Genomic DNA, 19,102 nt, shown 5'->3' with positions numbered 1-19,102 from the left:
TAAGTTTGTCTGTTTTAAAGCGTATTTGTTTAATGGTGGACCCTGTAGGACTCGAACCTACGACCGGACGGTTATGAGCCGTCTGCTCTGACCAACTGAGCTAAGGGTCCTTTATCAAGACATGGGGCGATTGATGGGAATCGAACCCATGTGTGCCGGAACCACAATCCGGTGCGTTAACCACTTCGCCACAACCGCCATAATGATATTGGTAGCGGCGGAGGGGATCGAACCCCCGACCTCACGGGTATGAACCGTACGCTCTAGCCAGCTGAGCTACACCGCCATATGGCTCCACAGGCAGGATTCGAACCTGCGACCGATCGGTTAACAGCCGATAGCTCTACCACTGAGCTACTGTGGAATATTTGTTTTAAAAGTGGTAAGTATCTTTTCTATCACTTTCAGCGACAATGAAAATAATACCATGGATACTTAACATTCGTCAACAATATTTCAAATAATTTTTTCGGGATATAATTTTTTCTTGGCCAAAAAGTAATATAGCACACTTTCCCCCTTCTAACAAGGGGGAGGAAGCTAACACTGTATTATTAATTCAAAAGAGAAGCACCCATAGTAAATAACCAAGGTTCATAACAAGGATCATTCCTTTTACAATCACTCCTAGTACAAAACCGACAACAGAGCTCAAGCCCACTTTCCCCATTTGCCGCCATGTTTTTCCTCCTGTTATTAATTCTCCGATTACAGCTCCGGCCAGAGCACCAACCAGGACTCCAACTACAGGGATAATAAAAGGCCCAACAATAAGACCGATAGCACTTCCCCATAAGGCTGCGTTAGATCCTCCGCTCCTCTTTACTCCAAAAATGCTGATTAATGAATCAATGGCGAATAGCAGAAACGCAACAAACCCTTGAATAACCCAAAAGAAAATCCCTAACGAGCCAAAACCTTCTGCCCATCCTATTAAAAGCAATGAAACTGCAAAAACAACGCCTGCTGGAATCACTGGATACACCAATCCTGCAAAGGCGAGCAAATAAAATATAGCAGCAAGCACCATTAAAGTCCCTTCCATAAGTCTCCTCCTTTTATTTTGAATAAATAGTGTCTTTCAACCCTTAAGGTACATCTTGTTTATAAATGATCATGCTGACTGGAAACGGCATGTTGTGGTTTCCGCTATTTTCCCTTTTCAGATTCGTAATAACCAATTCTCTACCCGGACTACATGACTTCAGCCACAGTAAGAAGGCATTGAAGTCATAATGATACAAATTTTTTCTACTGAGACTAAATAGAAAAAGATAACAAGGAAAACATCTTACAAAACTACAGAAGACTTTAGTAAGTTTTGTTTACTACCCTTATTCACAAAGAAAAAGAGAGGGAAACCTCCCTCTCCTGACATTATTATTCATTTTCTGAAATCACGGTTTCAGCAATGTTCACGGCATGATCGCCAATCCGTTCAAGATTACTGACCAAATCTACGAAAATGATCCCTGCAGATCCTGAACAGCGCCCTTCATTCACTCTTAGGATATGTTTTTTCCTAAGTTTTCTTTCCATTTTATCGATTTCTTCTTCTTGAAGTACACATTCTTTTGCTAAATCTATGTTTTCATGCTCAAGGGCAGAAAGAGAATTTTGTAATGTGTGGATCGTCAAGTCAAACATTTCCTCTAAATCATTCATGGCTTCTTCAGAAAGCGATACTTTATTAGTTAACTGATAATCAACAAGCTCCATTACATTCTCCATATGATCGCCCACGCGCTCTATATCCCGTATGGTATCCATAAGAACTGAATGAAGCCTTGAATTGTCATCAGACAGAGAACGCTCTGATATGCGGATGAGATAATCAGTAATCTTTCGATCTAAATTATTGATAGCCTCTTCAAACTGAGTAGTCAATTCTGCATGCTTCTTTTGATTGGTCTTTACATACTGCCTGACTTCCTCGAGCCCTTTTTCAGCAAATTCACCCATACGAAGTGTCTCAGCCTTCGCCTGAGATAAAGCAATAGCCGGTGAACTTTGAATAAACGCCGGGTCTAAGTGCTTGGCTTTGTACTCAATTTCATATTCTTTACCTGGTATGAGCTTCACCACAATAAAAGCAAGAACAGCCACAAATGGAAGTTGAATCAATGTGTTTGACACATTAAAGATCCCATGAGCAAATGCTATCGTCATTGGCGGGTTTAAATTTAGTGCCTGCTGAAGGTAAGCAATCAACCCGGTATATGGCACAAGCAGAATGAGCACGATTGTTGTGCCCAACAGATTAAATATGACGTGGGTCAGTGCTGCTCTTTTGGCGGCAAGGGACGCCCCAATTGACGCTAGAACAGCTGTGATGGTAGTCCCGATATTATCCCCGAACAAAACAGGCAGAACTGCAGTCAATTCCATCGCACCTTGATCATAAAGCTGCTGAAGCAGTCCAATAGCAGCAGTGGAACTTTGCACGGCTACAGTAAAAATAACACCGATAATAACTCCCAGGATCGGGTTTTCACTCATGCTGATTGTTAAATCTTCAAAGGCCTGAAAATCTCTAAGGGGCCTCACGCCGTCCCCCATTAAAGTAAGACCATAAAAGAGGGCTCCAAAACCAAATAAAACTTGTCCATAGTTATTTACCTTTTTATTTTTGAAAAAGAAAATTAAAAAGGTTCCTAAAAAGATGATTGGCAAGGCGTATGCTGCAATATCAATCCCTATAATAAAAGCTGTGACTGTTGTTCCTATATTTGCACCCATGATGACACCAATTGCTTGTTGGAGAGTCATAAAACCAGCATTAACCAGTCCGATGGTTAATACCGTGGTTCCGGTACTCGTTTGAAGTAGGATTGTCACAAAAAGACCAGCAATTACACCCATAACGGGATTGGTCGTAAATTTATCCAAAATTTCTCTTAGCCGGTCACCTGCTACTTTTTGAAGGCCATCTCCCATAAATTTAATCCCAAACAAAAAGATGCCGAGACCACCAAAGAATGTAAACAATATCGTTTGGACATCCACTAATTCTCATCCCTTCAAGAAAAATTAAAAGCAACGTCATTCGACAATTCTTTTTTCATCCTTGTCTATTATTGAGTGAATATCAAAGTTTGTAAAGGCATTATTCAGCTTTTTTTGCTTTCGAATATAACAATGGTCCGTAACCACTTGTTTTCGTCGTGTTTTATATATTTTTCTTAATTTTGTAAGCAGGTTCCTTTTACTTGTTCCCAGAGAATTGATGAAATACAATAATAAAGATGACTTTTACATGGAGGCCTTTCTATGAATGTGATTCAGCAATTTATACGCAGCTTATATTCACCTAAATATATTGCAGCCTTTCGCTTTTCAGGCATTGGAAAAGCTATTTCCTATATCTTTTTTCTTATGTTTATCACAAGCATACCTGCAGGAATTACGTTTACCTTGAGCATGCTCACGTTGACCTCTCAGGTTGACTCGGCTTTGCATGAGGACCTTCCTGATTTCGAGCTTCGCAACGGTATTCTCCATGCGGATCAGGAAGAGCCATTATACATAGAAGATAACGGAGATACAATTATCTTTGATGCAACTGGCACTGTTTCAAGAGAGGATATAGATACAGAACCAGCCATAGCACTGTTAAGAGAGGAAGTAGTCGTTATTGAAGATGGAACAATAGAGTCCTTTTCTTACGGCCAAGCTGCCAATCTCCACTTAACCAAAGATGAAATTATCTCATTAATGGATACTGTCAGCGGATTGCTGCCTATCCTGATTCCAGTGTTTCTCCTTGGCCTTTATTTATTTGTCACTGCAATGAAATTTATTGGTATATTTTCTCTTTCACTTTTTGGCTTATTATTGAGAAGAAAAGTGGCTATTCGCCTGCCTTACCGTAACATTTGGATTATGAGTGTATACGCTGTAACACTTCCTACTTTGGTTCTCGCCATTATTGATGCAGCAGGTATTGCTCTTCCATTTTCCTTCACTGTTTACTGGGCCATAGCATTTGTTATGCTTTTTGCAGCCTACAGGCGCCTTCCGAAACCGAAAAAGACAGCCACTTCATAATTTTCTGGGAGACATCACGCTGCAACCTGTAAAAAAGAAGCGGCTTGTTCTATGACTGTACTGGCCGGCACAACCGATAAAGCTTTCTCTTATGTAAAAAATACCCAAAAAGGCGGCTGTTGAGAAAGAAATTCTTAACAGCCGCCCTTTTTTACCTTTCTTTCTGTTCTTCTAGTTTCTTTACGAGAATTCGCGTACCATCCACTTCAATTACTTCTATTTCTTCCCCAGCTTTAATCCATTGGCCGCCGCTGGTCGCACTGTATTGACTGCCATCAATATCTATTGTTCCAATAGGCCGGAAATCAGTCATGGTTTTGCCTTTCTGCCCTACAAGATCCTTATATGTTTCATTTATGGAATTATATCCAAGGTCTTCTGTCATTTTGTCTTTCAAAGTAATTTTCGACCATAGCTCTCTTCTTGAGAAAACCCTCAAAAAGAAAGTTGAGGCTAATGCACCAAGGATAAAGCCCATGGCCGCCAAAGATCCATACAAAAATCCGGGGGCTGGAACAGCTATACCCATAATCATCATCAAAGCACCTAACAGTGCTATTGTGCCATCGCCAGTCACTTTTCCGTCAAAAATGATTAAACCAAGGCCCGCTCCGTATAAAAGTACGATCCACAAGCCAGATGCCGCATCTATGTGATAAGCAAAGAAAAGACTCATAAGAACTATTCCAATAACAGCGAATAAGCCTCTCATTTTCACTAACAGTTCCCCAACCAGAAACAAAGTACCTAAAAAAACAACTAAAAAACCAACACTGGCATTATCTAACCAGTCCATAGAAGCACTCCTTTCTCTCCACTTATTATTGCTTCTCACTCTTACTAAAAGCATACCATGAACCATCGCAGAGACACCATTGATAGTATTTTTCTTCTTTATATAATATACGGCTGGCACTGCTTTTGGTTTCGGCTGTCTCCCTCTCTCCTGAAAATTCAAAAGAGAGGCAGGATCTCTTCTCTTGAAGATCTTCCTGCCTCTCTTACCTATTTATTACTTATGATTCAGAGGACAACCATCCTCTTGCTGAGTCAATTAGCTGGTTAATAAAATCAAGAAAACTTGCGATAAAGGATTGAGTATCCTCTCGATTTAGAAAATCATCTAAATTGTTACGTACTTTTGAAATTTGATCCTGCACCTGGTTCCAATCAATATTTAATTCTTGCATCCGGTCAAAAAGGGAAACCAGGCCATTAACCTCTTCTTCATTTAAGGTAATATTCAACTCATTTGAAATATTAATAATTAATGCCCGAAGGTCCTCTTCAGATTCGACCGACTGTCTGCCGATCTCTTCTTTAATCCTGGTGATCAATTCAGTGGCTTCTTCTGTGCCAATTCTCTCCCCAAGTTCTGCCGTCCGGACCATTTCCTCGTTAGCCACTTTCTTTTGTTCTTCAGGTATAACCACATCCGCCTGTACTTCATAAGCTTTGATAAGGCCTGTTAATGCAGCAGTCCCCGACACTTCAAATGGGGCTGTTACATAGATATCCGCATCCTTGACCCCGGCAGTAACTAAAGCATTTGCATACATGCCTTCTGAAACCCAATTGATGTTATTCGTTTCAACGTTCAGACCGCTGCCTTCCTCTGTAAGGGTGATTTTTGTGGAAGACAAAGCTCTTGTACCGATTTGACTTGCGCTGATGTAATCTCCTAAATATCTATGTTCTTCCTCATTACTTACATATATAATTGTATCATTTTCATCTGCACTCATTTCTTCAAGCAGTCTGGTTCTATCATCAGGGCTCAAGTCTTCTCCTAACGTAATAATCTCTTCCCCGGGCACAGCATCCCCCTTGGCAGTGCCAGGCATGGTAAACATTCCAGTGACTAGAAGCAGCAGTGCCATCCAGCTTAATACGTGTGTTTTCATTTTTTCTCTCCTTTTCATTAGGAAGATGATTTATATATCATCCCTATAAAAATACTTACCACACGCCGGTATAAAAGGGAAGAGAATTTCATACTTTTTCACCCTCTTTTGACTTTTGCTTCTATTTCCATATTTTATAGAGGACTTTTTAAATATTGGAAGAATTTTCTACTAAGACCTCCTGCTCACAGGTCGTCTTACTGTCTTTAAGAAAGTTTATTGGAGTTGGTCTCATGAGAAAATTATTCGGTTTTTTGCTTATCGTTATTGCTATTATAGCTGTTTATTATGATCTTACTGTCGGGACTCTTCCGACAGTCGTTGATGAACCCGCCACCCCTCAAGCCGAAGCAACGGTACATGAAGAAGAAAAGAATGAGGAAGAACAAACTGAACAAGAATCTCCGCCACCCCCGCCTTCACCAGAAAGTTCTTTCAATGAATCAGCTGTGGAAGTTACTGTAGAACCTGGACAAACTGTGCTTTCCATAGTAGAACAACTTCATGAAGGGCCCGTGCCTGCAAGCATTCAGCAGGTCTCCCATGACTTTTCAAGGTTAAACAATGACATCTTGCCTGAAGAAATCCAAATTGACCAAACATACTGGTTTCCAACCTACAGCCCCTGACCTGATAAACGGGGCCTCTTTATTTTTCTTGCCAAACAAATCATGGCGCTGATACAATAACGTTGTATTCGTTTGAAATTTTATGGCAGTATAAATAAGAATACTGACACTGTGCAAGGAATAATATCTTTGAAAATATAAAGGGGCGTATTCATTCATGACCCAGATTGTCCACCGTACGAACACCCGTCCTGTAAAGGTTGGGAACCTAGTCATTGGAGGAAACAACGAAGTTATCGTCCAAAGCATGACAACAACGAAAACACATGACGTGGAAGCTACCGTTAAAGAAATCCATCGACTCGAAGAAGCAGGCTGTCAAATTGTCCGAGTTGCCTGCCCGGAAATGCGTGATGCAGAAGCCATTCCAGAAATAAAAAAGCAAATCAACATTCCATTGGTTGTTGATATCCATTTTGACTATAAAATGGCTTTGAAAGCCATTGAAGGCGGCGCCGACAAAATTCGTATCAATCCTGGAAACATTGGAAGAAAAGAGAAAGTCGAAGCAGTAGTAAAAGCTGCCAAAGAAAAGAACATCCCTATTCGTATAGGTGTGAATGCCGGTTCTCTTGAAAAACGAATTCTGGAAAAATACGGATATCCTACAGCTGACGGTATGGTGGAAAGTGCCCTTCACCATATTAAAATCCTGGAAGATTTAGACTTCCATGACATTATTGTGTCAATGAAAGCTTCAGATGTTAATTTAGCCATTGAAGCCTATGAAAAAGCTGCTCAAGCTTTTTCTTACCCTCTGCATTTAGGAATTACAGAATCAGGAACTAAATTTGCCGGCACCATTAAGAGTGCTGCTGGTCTGGGAGCGATCCTGAGCAAGGGGATCGGCAATACTCTTCGTATCTCCCTGAGCGCTGACCCTGTAGAGGAGATAAAAGTTGGTCGTGAGTTGTTGAAATCCTTTGGTTTGGCTGCCAATGCTGCCACTCTTATTTCTTGTCCAACTTGTGGAAGAATTGAAATCGATCTTATCAGCATAGCAAATGAGGTTGAGGACTATATCTCAACGATTAAAGCTCCCATTAAAGTGGCTGTGCTCGGCTGTGCAGTAAACGGGCCGGGTGAGGCACGGGAAGCTGATATCGGGATTGCCGGGGCAAGAGGAGAAGGACTTTTATTCAGACATGGTGAAATTGTCCGCAAGGTCCCTGAAGCAACGATGGTTGAGGAACTCAAAAAGGAAGTAGACAAAATAGCAGAAGAACATTATAAAAAAGAAAAAGAGAAAAAAGAAGCAGCTTCGTCTTCATCTTAAATAATAACAAAAGTGCCCTCACTCGTGAGGGCACTGCTTATTTAGCTAGAAAAAAGGTCCGAAAAAGACAGTCATAAGAATAGAGAAGGCACCGACAGCTACCGCCCAGTATCCTAATCCTGTTGCTCCTTGGCGTGCAGCAATAAAGCCGACAACGATACCTGCACCTCCAAGTAAAATTGGTAAAAAGAACAGGGAAAGAATAGAAGCAAGTAGAGCCGCAATACCTACACCGCGTCCTACAGTGTCATCAGTCACGTCACTATCACGGGTTGTTACCTGCTCTTCTTCTTCTCTTTCGGGCTCAGCTAAATTTGCTCTATTGCCTACGCCCCATGTTCCCACTTCTGCAGCGGTTTCCTGGGTGTAATCTTCCTCTTCAAAGTCCTGCTCTTCATCAATGCGCTGCTCTTCATCAATGTTCTGTTCTTCATCAAAGAGCTGTTCTTCGTCAAAGAGGTCTTCTCTTGGACCCTCGTATCCTTCAGCCATTGTGTTATCACTTGGCCCTAATTGACCTTTGTTATTTTCGTTTTTCTGATTCATTTCATCCACTGTTATCCCTCCTTCCTTACTCTGTAGAGAGCAGTCTTAGTATGTGCGGAGGGAAGCTTCCTTAAAGCTGTAAAGGATGAGCATATCAGAGAATAATTAGAAATTATATAGGAGTGAATTTCAACAATGACTGAAAAAAAGTTAACTTTTGGTTTAGATATTGACGGTACTGTCACAGACCCCGCCACTTTTGTACCTTACCTCAACAAACATTTCCAAGTTGATATTACTCTTGAGGATATCACAGAATATGATTTAACAAGCTTGCTGAATGTCAGTCAGCAGGAATTTTGGAAATGGATGAAAATTCATGAGAAAAGTATTTATTCAAATGCTGTATTGGCTCATAAGGTTGAACAAGCTCTTCTTGAATGGAATAAGAACCATAAAATGATTTACATCAGTGCCCGCGGTCACCATCTTCATGAAGCTACCCTGGAATGGTTTAATACTCACAACCTTCCATACCACCACATTGAATTAATCGGTCAGCACGACAAAATTGAATCAATCAAAAAACATCAAGTACATCTCTTTTTTGAAGATAAACATGATAATGCGTGCAATATTGCCGAGGAATGCCAGATACCTGTCGTTCTCCTGGATACACCTTATAATCGCAAACCTGTGCCAGCCAATGTACAAAGAGTGCAAAATTGGCAAGAAGCAAAACTTTGGGTAGACAATTGGACAAAAAACCGATGAAAAAGAGGCAGTATCTGCTCTGTTAGCAGGCTGCCTCTTTTTCCTTATACGTTTGCTTGACTGTTATATTTACAATCTGCACAATAACCATATACCTCAAATTTATGCCCGGTCACGCTAAATTCATCATCTAATGGTGTGCCTAAATGTTCCATAGGACAAGCGTGAATGTGTTTTGTCTTTCCGCATTCCATACATATGAGATGATGATGGTGATGGGGAGTAGAACAGCTGAACCGAAACTTCTTCTCTCCTTCAAGCTCAGTCGTTTCCAAAATATCCAAGTCTGCGAATAAGGAAAGATTACGATATACGGTATCAAAGCTGACTCCAGGATATTCCTTTTGCATGTGAGTAAGGACATCCTTTGCTGACAAGTAACGTTTTTCCTCGGCAAACAAGGAGACAATCATTTCCCTTTTCCCTGTATACTTATACCCTCGTTCTTTAAGTCGATCCAAGGCTTTTTCTAAATTCATACAAACTCCCTCCGGTTAACTCCTCGAGAAAATCATTTGCAGGCACACAACAATGGCTAAAATAAACATCGCTGACATTACAATCGTGCCGCCTGTAGCGATATCCATATGATAAGAAATATATACGCCTGACAAAATGGCTGCTTCACCGAACAGCACTCCTAGAAACATGACTTGTTTGAAGCTTTTTGCTACCCTGATAGCTGCAGCAACAGGCAGTGCAATTAATGCTCCTACCAGGAGGATTCCAACTACCTTCATCGACATTGAAATCACTAAGGCAACGAGCAGTGAAAATAAAAAGTTCATTCCTTTAAGAGAAATCCCTGATACTTTTGCATATTCCTGATCGAAAGATATAGAGATAAATTCCTTAAAAAAGAAGATCATAATCAGGAGCACGACGAACGCAGTTATTATAATAAATAATAAATCTTCCTGTGTAACAGAGACGATACTGCCAAACAAATAATTAAACCATTCTGTGTAGCCAGTTTGAGCAATACTGATTAAGATCGCGCTTAGTCCTATTCCCGCTGATAATATAATAGGAATGGCCAGCTCCTGAAAGTGTCTGTATTCCTGCCTTAATTTTTCAATAAGAAGAGATCCTATTAGCGCAAACAACAGTCCGCTGTATAAAGGATTAACATCCATAAATTGCATCGTCTGCCCCATTAACACCCCCGCTGAAATACCTGTCAGCGTTACATGAGACAACGATTCAGAAATGATCGTTACTCGCCGCACCAGTAAAAAAGACCCGAGAAGCGGACAAATAAAACCTACAATCAAAGCGGCCAGAACGCCTCTTTGAATAAAGGTTAGATCCCCAAATAAAAAATCCATATTCAATTCCTACTCTCATTTAGTTCCTTCATTATTGTACAAGAGAAAGAATTCGAAAACAACGAACACCATCTACATTGTGTTCTTCACCTTCGTATCTCCTGTAAATTGCCATCCGGCCAGCCTTCTTGCTCCCATAGCCAGAAGGAGAAGAATAACAGCGATCATGACAATCGTCCCTCCAGGCGCTAAATCCAGATGGTAAGCTGACACCAGTCCCGTTATTACAGAAATTTCTCCGAAAAGGACCGAATAAAAAAACATCTGCTTAAACCCTTTTGCAACCTGCATCGCAGCAGCGACCGGGAGTGACATAAGAGAAGAAACCAACAGTATTCCTACAATCTGCATTGATGCTGCAATAACCAATGCAACTAGAACTATAAAAATAAAATATATGAAACGCTTTGGCAGCCCGGCTACCGTGGCCTGTTCTTCATCAAAGGAAAGAAAAAACAGTTCTTTATAAAATAAAATTAAAACAGCAGCAACTACAGCGGTTATAACTGTAATTGTCCATAGATCCCCTCTGCTTACAGCAATTACACTGCCAAATAAATAATTAAATAGATCGTTGTTAAAACCGTCTGCTAATGAAATGAATACAACACCTAGTCCTATCCCTCCTGAAAGGATGATAGGGATGGCTAATTCTTTGTAATACGTATAAAAGCCCCTGAGTTTTTCAATCAGCAAAGAACCGGCCACTGAAAATGCCATTCCCATATAAAGGGGGGAAAGAAGGGAAAAATATACAAAGTGATTTGCAAGTAATAAATGAAAAGCTATTCCGGTTAAGGTAATATGAGATAAGGCATCAGCAATCAAAGACATTCTCCTGACTACAAGGAAAACACCTAAAACCGGTGCCAGAAAACCGATCATAATACCTGTAATTAACGCATTTTGCAGAAACTCATAACGAAAAAAAACATCAAACATGAATTAATGTCCCCCGTGCCCATGGTTATGCGTAATCAGGTCAACCTCATGCCCGTAAAAAGCCGAGAGGTTTTGCTCTTTTTCAAAATCCTGAGAAGTACCATGAAAATGCAAATGCTTGTTTAAGCAGGCGACATCTGTCACATAGCTTGTCATCGCCCCTATATCATGAGTAATAAGTACAAGGGTAATATTCTTTTCTTTATTTAAGTAGCTCAGCATATTATAAAAGCTCTGAACACTTTTGGCGTCTACTCCTACGGTTGGTTCATCAAGGATAAGAAGGTCCGGGTCACTGACTAAAGCTCTTGCTATAAACACCCGCTGCTGCTGGCCGCCTGAAAGTTCCCCAATGTTCTGATGGAGGTACTCTCCCATTCCCACACTTTCAATTACATCTTTCACTTTTTGCTTATGAGCTTTGTTTAGAAAACGAAACAAACCAATCTTTCCAAACAAACCCATGGATACGACTTCAAAAACCGTAGCTGGAAAACCCGCATTAAAGCTGTTAGCTTTCTGGGACACAAAGCCTACCCGGTCCCAGTCTTTAAATTTTTCAAGAGGTTTTCCAAATAATGAGACCTCACCATGATGAGGGGTTAGTAAACCTAAGAGGCATTTAACCAAGGTGGATTTTCCAGAACCGTTTGGTCCTACTAATCCTAAAAATGTACCACGAGAAATGGTTAAAGAAATATCCTCCAATACGTTTCGTGAGCCATAATGAAAGGAAAGATTACTTATATCAATTACATTGGTTTGTTCTTTTGCCTCCATTATAGAGATCCTCCTAATTTGCAGCTTTTTCGCTATACAAATATATATATATTTCGTATATGTTTCATTTAATAGGCCAGTGTCAAAATCACACTTTAAGAACCATTACGATTTATTTACTTAAATGAGTATAACTGATTGAGTTTTTCCTGTAAACAACTGACTTTGCAGCTCAGTTTCCTCTTCTTGCCGGACAATCACTTTTTTGAGCTGTTTTTTTGATTTCTTCACAAGAGTTACAGTCATACTAAACGATAAACAAGATATCAATCCAAGAAGGAAGTGGTAAACATGAAAAAAGAGAAGGTCGGCGTACTGGATATCGGTTCCAATTCAATTAGATTAGTGATTCACAAAATAGACGACCAAAAAAGATACCGCCAGTTACATAACTTAAAACAAGTGGCACGCCTCAGCTCCCATATTGACCTGGAAGGCCGTTTAACGCCGGAAGGGTTTGATGTACTGAAATCCGCGCTTATAAAGTTTGAGGAAATAATTCAGCACCACCATGTAACCAAAGTGAAAGTTGCTGCTACAGCTGCCATTCGAAATGCGGTCAATCAACAAGATATCCTTGATTTTATTCATAAGGAAACTTCTCTTTATGTAAGAGTATTATCAGGAAAAGAAGAAGCTTACTACGGATATTTGGCTGTTGTAAATTCCACCTCTCTGCGGGAGGGGATTACTGTAGATATCGGCGGCGGAAGCACTGAAGTCACCTATTTTCATAACCGCAGACTTATTTACTCACACAGCTTCCCTTTTGGGGCTCTGACGTTAAAAAAACAATTTTACGGGGAAGATGGAAACAGACAGGCCAACCCCCGACAGTTTTATCGTTTTTTAAAAACTGAATTTGCTAAGATTCCTTGGCTTAAAAATAAAAAAGTACCTGTCATAGGCATTGGAGGAAGTGCCAGAAACATGGCGCTGATTCATCAAAGAATAGAAAAATATCCCCTTGCCGGCCTTCACCAATATTCTATGGCTCCTAAACAAGTGGAAAGTACTCTACGTCTTTTAGAACAGACCCCTTTAAGTAAAAGAGCAGATATTGAAGGATTATCGAAAGACCGGGCAGATATCATTGTTCCGGCGGTCCGGGTCATTCAGGGGCTTATGGAATACAGCAAATCTCCTTTTTTTATCATGAGCAATAAAGGGCTCCGTGACGGCTTATTATTTGAAGAAATACTCCGTGATGAAGAAGACAAACTTTTTCCTAATGTGACCGAGGAAAGCTTTTACCAACTCGGCAGGGAATATGAAATTCAGCATGACCATATTTCAGAAGTGTCCCGTCTAGCTGAGCAACTATACAGTCAACTGGAAAATCACCTTCCTTATTATTTGAAACAGGAAACCAACGTTTATTTACTGAAAACAAGCGCAAAAGTGCTTTATATGGGGGAGTACATTGATGACGAAGCAAGTGTGCAGCATACATTTTATTTACTGACCAACAGATCAATTGATGGTATTTCCCATCAAGAAAGGCTGGCTATTGCGTTTATTTCTTCTTTTAAATCGCAATCATATCTTCAGCAATTTGCAATGCCTTATAAACGGTATGTATCTCAGCGATTATTACAACGGTACGAACTATTAGGAAGCATCTTAAAACTGGCTTATTCACTCAATAGGACGAGACGAAACGTTATTACTCATCTTGATACAGAGCGTGATGGAAAAAATATAGCTATTCATCTGTATTGTACACCAGGAGCCAGCCCGTATTTTGAAGAAATAAAAAGCGAGAAATACAAAAAGCATCTTGAAAAAACCCTGGGGAAAAAAATCTCATTATACTTTCATAGAGAAGAAAGATCTTATCATAGAGTATAAAAGAGGACACTATAGTCAATTGTTTTGCTGCCCTAGAAAGGTGGAGTCTGCATGCGAGAAAATAATATAGAGAGGCACACTGACTTAAATGACCCTTCCTATTATAATAACCGTGAATTAAGCTGGCTTGCCTTTAACGAACGAGTACTCGAAGAGGCAATCGACGAAAGAAACCCTTTGCTGGAACGCTTAAAATTTTTAGCTATATTCAGCTCTAATCTTGATGAGTTTTTTATGGTCCGTGTGGCTGGTTTAAAGGATCAGGTAAAGGCAGGATTTAACAAACCTGAAAATAAAGCTGCCTATACCCCTAAAGAGCAGCTGAAACGAGTCGCTGATAAAAACCATTCGTTAGTTAAACTTCAGGACAATCTCTACAATGAAACCATGATTCCACTTCTATTTCATGAAGGCATAGAGTTCTTATCCACTGAAGAGTTAACTGAAACTCAGATTCAGTTTTTAGAAAATCATTTTGATAATTATATTTTTCCTGTTCTCACACCAATGGCCGTAGATGCTTACCGTCCATTTCCAATGCTTCTTAATAAAAGTATTAATCTGGCGGTGTTATTAGAGCCTAAAGATAAAAATCAAAAGGAATCCCTCGCAATTGTGCAGGTTCCCTCTGTCCTTTCCAGGTTTATTCAACTCCCTTCACGCAACAGAAACAGGCAGTTTATTTTACTGGAAAAGGTGATTACACACTTTATAGACAAATTATTTACAGGTTATCAAATAAAAACGGTCTGTCCTTTCAGGATCACACGTAACGCAGACTTGACGATTTTAGAAGAAGGGGCCAGAGACCTCCTTCGTGAAATAGAAAAAGAACTGAAAAAGCGAAAATGGGGAGCGGCAGTACGTCTTGAAGTACAAGAAGGCGTCATAAAAGATGAGGTTCTATCTTTTTTAACCTCAGCCCTGGAAATCCATGACCGGGACGTTTACATGGTAAAAGGGCCTCTTGACTTAAGCTTTTTATTTAAGTTTACAAAAGAGCTGGCACCCGACTTCGAACACTTGGTTAACCAGGCTTTTATACCTCAGCCGCCTGAAGATTTATTGGGAGAAGACGATATTTTTGAAGCTGTTTCAAAAAAGGATATCTTTCTTCACCATCCCTATGAGTCTTTTCAGCCAATAATTGATTTTATTTCAAAAGCAGCCGACGATCCTGCTGTTCTTGCTATTAAACAAACATTATACCGAGTCAGCGGTGATTCCCAAATTATTGCGGCACTTGAACAGGCTGCTGAAAATGGGAAGCAGGTCACCGTACTTGTAGAGCTGAAAGCTCGATTTGATGAAGAAAATAACATTCAATGGGCAAAAAGACTTGAAAAAGCCGGGGTTCATGTTTTATATGGTATTACAGGGTTAAAGACACACAGTAAGATTACATTAATCGTCAGGAAAGAAAAAAACAAAATCCGGCGCTATGTCCATCTCGGTACAGGAAACTACAATGATGCCACTGCAAAGCTTTACACAGACATGGGGATTTTAACTTCAGATGAAAAATTCGGAATTGATGCCACAAACTTTTTTAATCACTTAAGCGGTTATTCTAAAAAGCCAGAGTGGCACAGGTTATCAACCGCACCTTTTGAAATTAGAGAAACGTTTTTATCTTTAATTGAAAAAGAAATCGAGTATCACAAGGAACATGGAAATGGCCGAATCATTGCCAAAATGAATTCACTGACTGATAAACCTATCATTATCAAGCTCTATGAAGCCTCCCAAGCAGGCGTTTCCATTGACTTAATTGTCAGAGGGATTTGTTCCTTACGGCCTCAAATTAAAGGAGTCAGCGAAAACATTCGTGTGAGAAGTATTGTTGACCGTTTTTTGGAACATAGCAGGATTTTTTATTTTCATCAAGGTGGCGAGGAAAAGATATTTCTCTCCTCTGCTGACTGGATGACGCGGAACATGGAGAGAAGAATTGAAATTCTTTTTCCTGTTTTATCCCCTGCTCTCATTTTCCGATTAAAAGAAATTCTTTCAGTTACGTTACAAGATAATGTGAAAGCCAGGGAGCAGAATTCTAATGGTGAATATCATTATGTAGAAAAAGAAAGCAGGGAACCAACCGTTCAAAGCCAGTTGTTATTTTTTGAATGGGCTTCTCGTTTCATAGAGGAAGATGAGGAATAACATTCCCCGTCCCAAATTTATGGGAACGGGGTGTGTTATTGGTAGGCAACAGCAGATTCTTGATTATCGGCGTTTTCCTGAATTTCAACAGCATACCAGCTCTTAGCATCACCATTATCTTTAATATACGCCTGCAGGCCGCCCATTCCCCGGTGATAAGCTGTTAAGGCATGATCCCAGTCATCATACTTATCATATAAATAGTCTAAATAAAGGACCGATAACTGAATAGAGTAAAATGGGTTAAAAAGCAGATCATCCTCATAGGGCAAGTCAGCTTTTTCAGCAATCCAGGGACCAGTATTTTTCATAAACTGCCCCATACCATATGCTTTTCCATACCTTGTTTCAGGTCCCACAAGGGAAGGATCAAATGTGTCTCCAGTTTCTACCCTAAGGAGTTCAAATATCAAAAACGGGTCGATTTCTCTTTTCTTGGCTTGATGAGCCAGAAAAACCCCCCACTCCATCTTAAAGTTTTCATTAGAATCGTCATAAAGGTGTTTAGCCGTTTCTCTAGCCTCCAGCCACGTTTGGTAATTAAGATCAAACACGACTTCGTCAGAATCTTCCAAAAAGAAAAGTTCTTTTTCTACGATACTTTCAGCCTCCTGCAAGGCATTACTTTTCTCTTCTAACAATTCCATTCTCTGTTCTATTTGCTGTTCATCTATCGCTGAAAAGAACAAAAACATAACAAGGAAATGTAAGCTGCTCATATATACCTCCATCATTACTTAAGTCGTAGTCAATTCCTATATCCTAATTGAATTGGTCTTTGAAATCAACAACCAAAACTTAACATTCAGCGTGGTACAAGTAAGCTTTTTCCCTTCTTCTCGCGTGAGTAAACAACCGATCAGCGATACAGAGAAGCCTTTTCAATGAGGTAGAGCCTTCCTTCATGCAAGAAGTTTTGTCTTTAAAGGAAACTTTGTATATACTCTCCTCCCCTGGTACGAAATAGGAATGTACTAGGAAACAAGAGCAGATACTTCCCTTAAACAAAACATAAAGAAGGCCGCAGACCTCTTTCCAGAGGATTTGCGGCCTTTTTTCGCTGCAGAAAATCACGAAAATGAAATGAGGTGAGTGAAAGACACCAGCATTTGAAAGAAACTGCTTTTTCGTAAATCTTATACCATAAAAAATCAAAATGTATAACTAAGTTAAGCGTGCTGCCTGGCTCTGAAAAACTTAATAACTATACCCTGCTTTGGAGAAAAGAGAAAGGCTAACATGAAAAAGGCCGTAGCAGCTAACACTATAGAAGCCCCTGAAGCTACATCGTATACCACAGAAACAAACAATCCGACTACACCTGCTAAAGCACCGCAAATCGGGGAGAGAATCAGCATAATTTGAAAACGGTCTGTAAGAAGGTAAGCGGTAGCTCCTGGAGTAATCAGCATAGCAACAACAAGGACAATCCCAACCGTCTGGAGGGATGCGACTGTGACAAAAGAAAGCATAAGCATTAAACCATAGTGAATATACTTAACATTTAGTCCTGTAGCTTTTGCCATGGTAGGGTCAAATGTACTTAACAATAAAGGTCTGTAAAAAACAAAAATCAAAATGAAAATGAGAATTCCAATCGAAAAAATCAACCAAAGGTCAGCTGTTGACACGGCCAGCACATTTCCAAACAGAATGTGCCAAAGATCCACTCCTGTACCTCTTAGTCCGGTAATTAAAATGATCCCGAGAGCAAAGGCTGCGGTAAACATAATTCCTATTGCCGAATCATCTTTAATTCGACTGTTTTGAGATACGTAACCTATAGCAAGGGCCGTTAATACTCCGGTTATGACAGCGCCAATAAAATAGCTTACACCTATCATGTAAGCAATAACCACACCAGGAAGAACAGCGTGAGAAATGGCATCCCCCATTAAGGCCATTCCACGCAAAATAATATAGCAGCCAATGATGCCGCAAATAATCCCTACAAGCACTGCAGCAATAAAAGCCTGCTGCAAATATGGATAACGAAGGAGCTGATCAATGAAATTTGCAACCTGGTTCATCAATTCCCCACCACCATGACTTTCTCATCCGAGAATAAGTGGAGGCTTCCTTTATAAGCTTCACTGAGCCTTTCCGGATCGTACACTTCCTGAGAAGGCCCATATGCAATAAGTTTTTGATTGATCAACAACAGGTTATCAAAATAACTTTCTACCTTACTTAAATCATGATGAATAACAAAAATTGTTTTTCCATTCCCCTTTAAATTCCGCAACAGATTAATAATAATTTCTTCAGATTTTACATCAATTCCAACAAAAGGCTCGTCAAGGAAGAAAATTTCAGCATCCTGAACTAATGCCCTCGCTATGAAGACCCGTTGCTGTTGCCCACCTGAAAGCTCGCCAATCTGGCGTTTACTGTAACTTTCCATCCCTACTTTTTCAAGAGCCTCACGCGCTTTTTTCTTTTCATTCTTTCCTATTTTTTTATACCACGGAAGATGGGCATATCGCCCCATTAATACTACATCTTCAACCAGAACAGGAAAGTCCCAATCAATATCACTTCTCTGTGGAACGTAAGCCAGCTTTTTTCTGACTTTTTCTACTTTCTCTCCTAACACTTCTATGTTTCCGCCGGTTGTTTTTTCCAATCCAAGCAATGCTTTCATCAACGTGGACTTCCCCGCTCCATTTGGACCAATAACGCCAGTCAATATGCCTTTTTCAGATGAAAAGGAAATGTTTTGTATGGCAGGATGATGATCATAGTATACTGAGATGTTTTCTACTTTTACCGTTTCACTCATGAGTTCACTCCCCCAATCAATTCATAACTTTACCGAGTAAACTTTTTTTGCACAAGACCAACTTTTCCTGATAAAAAAAAGAATACCTCTATTTGTATTTTATTATATGCAAGCATTACAAAAATGTGTTATCCAACCAT

The 19,102-nt window shown here is 40.0% G+C and carries 18 protein-coding genes and 4 tRNA genes; 6 read left to right on the top strand and 16 right to left on the bottom strand.

Annotation, left to right across the window (positions count from 1 at the left end):
- Positions 1-33 precede the first annotated feature (33 nt).
- The 6 genes from CEF17_RS03745 to CEF17_RS03720 form a co-directional block, all read right to left on the bottom strand.
- Positions 34-110 (bottom strand) — tRNA-Ile (locus tag CEF17_RS03745).
- A 12-nt stretch (positions 111-122) separates the two neighbouring features.
- Positions 123-198 (bottom strand) — tRNA-His (locus CEF17_RS03740).
- 11 nt (positions 199-209) lie between these two features.
- Positions 210-286: transfer RNA gene (locus tag CEF17_RS03735), tRNA-Met, on the bottom strand.
- Positions 287-289: 3 nt separating this feature from the next.
- A tRNA-Asn gene (locus CEF17_RS03730) sits at positions 290-364 on the bottom strand.
- Positions 365-559: 195 nt separating this feature from the next.
- On the bottom strand, positions 560-1,045 hold the full coding sequence (locus CEF17_RS03725) for a DUF456 domain-containing protein (protein WP_100398336.1): 486 nt from the start codon (positions 1,043-1,045) through the stop codon (positions 560-562).
- A gap of 335 nt (positions 1,046-1,380) precedes the next feature.
- Complete coding sequence (locus CEF17_RS03720; protein WP_100398335.1) at positions 1,381-3,006, bottom strand: Na/Pi cotransporter family protein; 1,626 nt, start codon at positions 3,004-3,006, stop codon at positions 1,381-1,383.
- Positions 3,007-3,270: 264 nt separating this feature from the next.
- Here CEF17_RS03720 and CEF17_RS03715 point away from each other — a divergent pair, with 264 nt between their 5' ends.
- Positions 3,271-4,047, top strand: coding sequence for a DUF1189 domain-containing protein (locus tag CEF17_RS03715; protein ID WP_100398334.1), 777 nt, complete (start codon positions 3,271-3,273; stop codon positions 4,045-4,047).
- A 151-nt stretch (positions 4,048-4,198) separates the two neighbouring features.
- On the opposite strand, the gene CEF17_RS03710 is transcribed toward CEF17_RS03715, so the two are convergent.
- Together CEF17_RS03710 and CEF17_RS03705 are read right to left on the bottom strand one after the other, a co-directional pair.
- Positions 4,199-5,005, bottom strand: coding sequence for an NfeD family protein (locus CEF17_RS03710; RefSeq protein WP_332835278.1), 807 nt, complete (start codon positions 5,003-5,005; stop codon positions 4,199-4,201).
- Positions 5,006-5,063: 58 nt separating this feature from the next.
- On the bottom strand, positions 5,064-5,951 hold the full coding sequence (locus CEF17_RS03705; RefSeq protein WP_100398333.1) for a DUF1002 domain-containing protein: 888 nt from the start codon (positions 5,949-5,951) through the stop codon (positions 5,064-5,066).
- A 233-nt stretch (positions 5,952-6,184) separates the two neighbouring features.
- On the opposite strand from CEF17_RS03705, the gene CEF17_RS03700 reads away from it, so the two are divergent.
- Both CEF17_RS03700 and ispG read left to right on the top strand, forming a co-directional pair.
- Positions 6,185-6,580: a hypothetical protein gene (locus tag CEF17_RS03700; RefSeq protein ID WP_100398332.1), complete on the top strand. Its 396-nt coding sequence runs from the start codon at positions 6,185-6,187 to the stop codon at positions 6,578-6,580.
- A 157-nt stretch (positions 6,581-6,737) separates the two neighbouring features.
- A complete protein-coding gene (gene ispG / locus CEF17_RS03695) occupies positions 6,738-7,856 on the top strand; it encodes a flavodoxin-dependent (E)-4-hydroxy-3-methylbut-2-enyl-diphosphate synthase (RefSeq protein ID WP_054635455.1) in 1,119 nt (372 codons plus the stop codon).
- 45 nt (positions 7,857-7,901) lie between these two features.
- On the opposite strand, the gene CEF17_RS03690 is transcribed toward ispG, so the two are convergent.
- Entirely contained in the window at positions 7,902-8,402 is a 501-nt protein-coding gene (locus tag CEF17_RS03690; RefSeq protein ID WP_232725557.1) for a DUF4190 domain-containing protein, read from the bottom strand.
- Positions 8,403-8,537: 135 nt separating this feature from the next.
- Between CEF17_RS03690 and CEF17_RS03685 the strand changes: the two genes are divergently transcribed.
- Positions 8,538-9,116 carry a hypothetical protein gene (locus CEF17_RS03685; RefSeq protein ID WP_100398331.1) on the top strand — a complete coding sequence of 193 codons (579 nt, stop codon included), beginning with the start codon at positions 8,538-8,540 and terminating at the stop codon, positions 9,114-9,116.
- Between the two features lie 44 nt (positions 9,117-9,160).
- Here CEF17_RS03685 and CEF17_RS03680 read toward each other — a convergent pair whose 3' ends face one another.
- From CEF17_RS03680 to CEF17_RS03665, 4 genes are all read right to left on the bottom strand, one after another.
- Positions 9,161-9,595, bottom strand: coding sequence for a Fur family transcriptional regulator (locus CEF17_RS03680; RefSeq protein ID WP_100398330.1), 435 nt, complete (start codon positions 9,593-9,595; stop codon positions 9,161-9,163).
- A gap of 15 nt (positions 9,596-9,610) precedes the next feature.
- Positions 9,611-10,444 carry a metal ABC transporter permease gene (locus CEF17_RS03675; RefSeq protein WP_100398329.1) on the bottom strand — a complete coding sequence of 278 codons (834 nt, stop codon included), beginning with the start codon at positions 10,442-10,444 and terminating at the stop codon, positions 9,611-9,613.
- A gap of 72 nt (positions 10,445-10,516) precedes the next feature.
- Positions 10,517-11,386, bottom strand: a complete 870-nt coding sequence (locus CEF17_RS03670; protein ID WP_100398328.1) for a metal ABC transporter permease — start codon at positions 11,384-11,386, stop codon at positions 10,517-10,519.
- Positions 11,387-11,389: 3 nt separating this feature from the next.
- Positions 11,390-12,166 (bottom strand): metal ABC transporter ATP-binding protein, encoded by a 777-nt coding sequence (locus CEF17_RS03665; RefSeq protein ID WP_100398327.1) that lies wholly within the window; start codon positions 12,164-12,166, stop codon positions 11,390-11,392.
- A 291-nt stretch (positions 12,167-12,457) separates the two neighbouring features.
- On the opposite strand from CEF17_RS03665, the gene CEF17_RS03660 reads away from it, so the two are divergent.
- Together CEF17_RS03660 and CEF17_RS03655 are read left to right on the top strand one after the other, a co-directional pair.
- Entirely contained in the window at positions 12,458-14,017 is a 1,560-nt protein-coding gene (locus CEF17_RS03660) for a Ppx/GppA phosphatase family protein (RefSeq protein ID WP_100398326.1), read from the top strand.
- Between the two features lie 51 nt (positions 14,018-14,068).
- Positions 14,069-16,180, top strand: a complete 2,112-nt coding sequence (locus tag CEF17_RS03655; RefSeq protein WP_100398325.1) for an RNA degradosome polyphosphate kinase — start codon at positions 14,069-14,071, stop codon at positions 16,178-16,180.
- 35 nt (positions 16,181-16,215) lie between these two features.
- Here CEF17_RS03655 and CEF17_RS03650 read toward each other — a convergent pair whose 3' ends face one another.
- The 3 genes from CEF17_RS03650 to CEF17_RS03640 form a co-directional block, all read right to left on the bottom strand.
- On the bottom strand, positions 16,216-16,899 hold the full coding sequence (locus tag CEF17_RS03650; RefSeq protein ID WP_100398324.1) for a lytic transglycosylase domain-containing protein: 684 nt from the start codon (positions 16,897-16,899) through the stop codon (positions 16,216-16,218).
- A 450-nt stretch (positions 16,900-17,349) separates the two neighbouring features.
- Entirely contained in the window at positions 17,350-18,210 is an 861-nt protein-coding gene (locus CEF17_RS03645; protein ID WP_100398323.1) for a metal ABC transporter permease, read from the bottom strand.
- Positions 18,210-18,962 (bottom strand): metal ABC transporter ATP-binding protein, encoded by a 753-nt coding sequence (locus CEF17_RS03640; protein ID WP_100398322.1) that lies wholly within the window; start codon positions 18,960-18,962, stop codon positions 18,210-18,212. Before CEF17_RS03640 ends, CEF17_RS03645 begins: the two co-directional genes overlap by 1 nt.
- Between the last annotated feature and the right edge of the window lie 140 nt (positions 18,963-19,102).

This window comes from Bacillus sp. FJAT-44742 (genome assembly GCF_002797315.1).
Taxonomy (GTDB): Bacteria; Bacillota; Bacilli; order Bacillales; family Marinococcaceae; genus Thalassorhabdus; species Thalassorhabdus alkalitolerans.
This window is presented reverse-complemented; position numbering and strand designations above follow the sequence as displayed.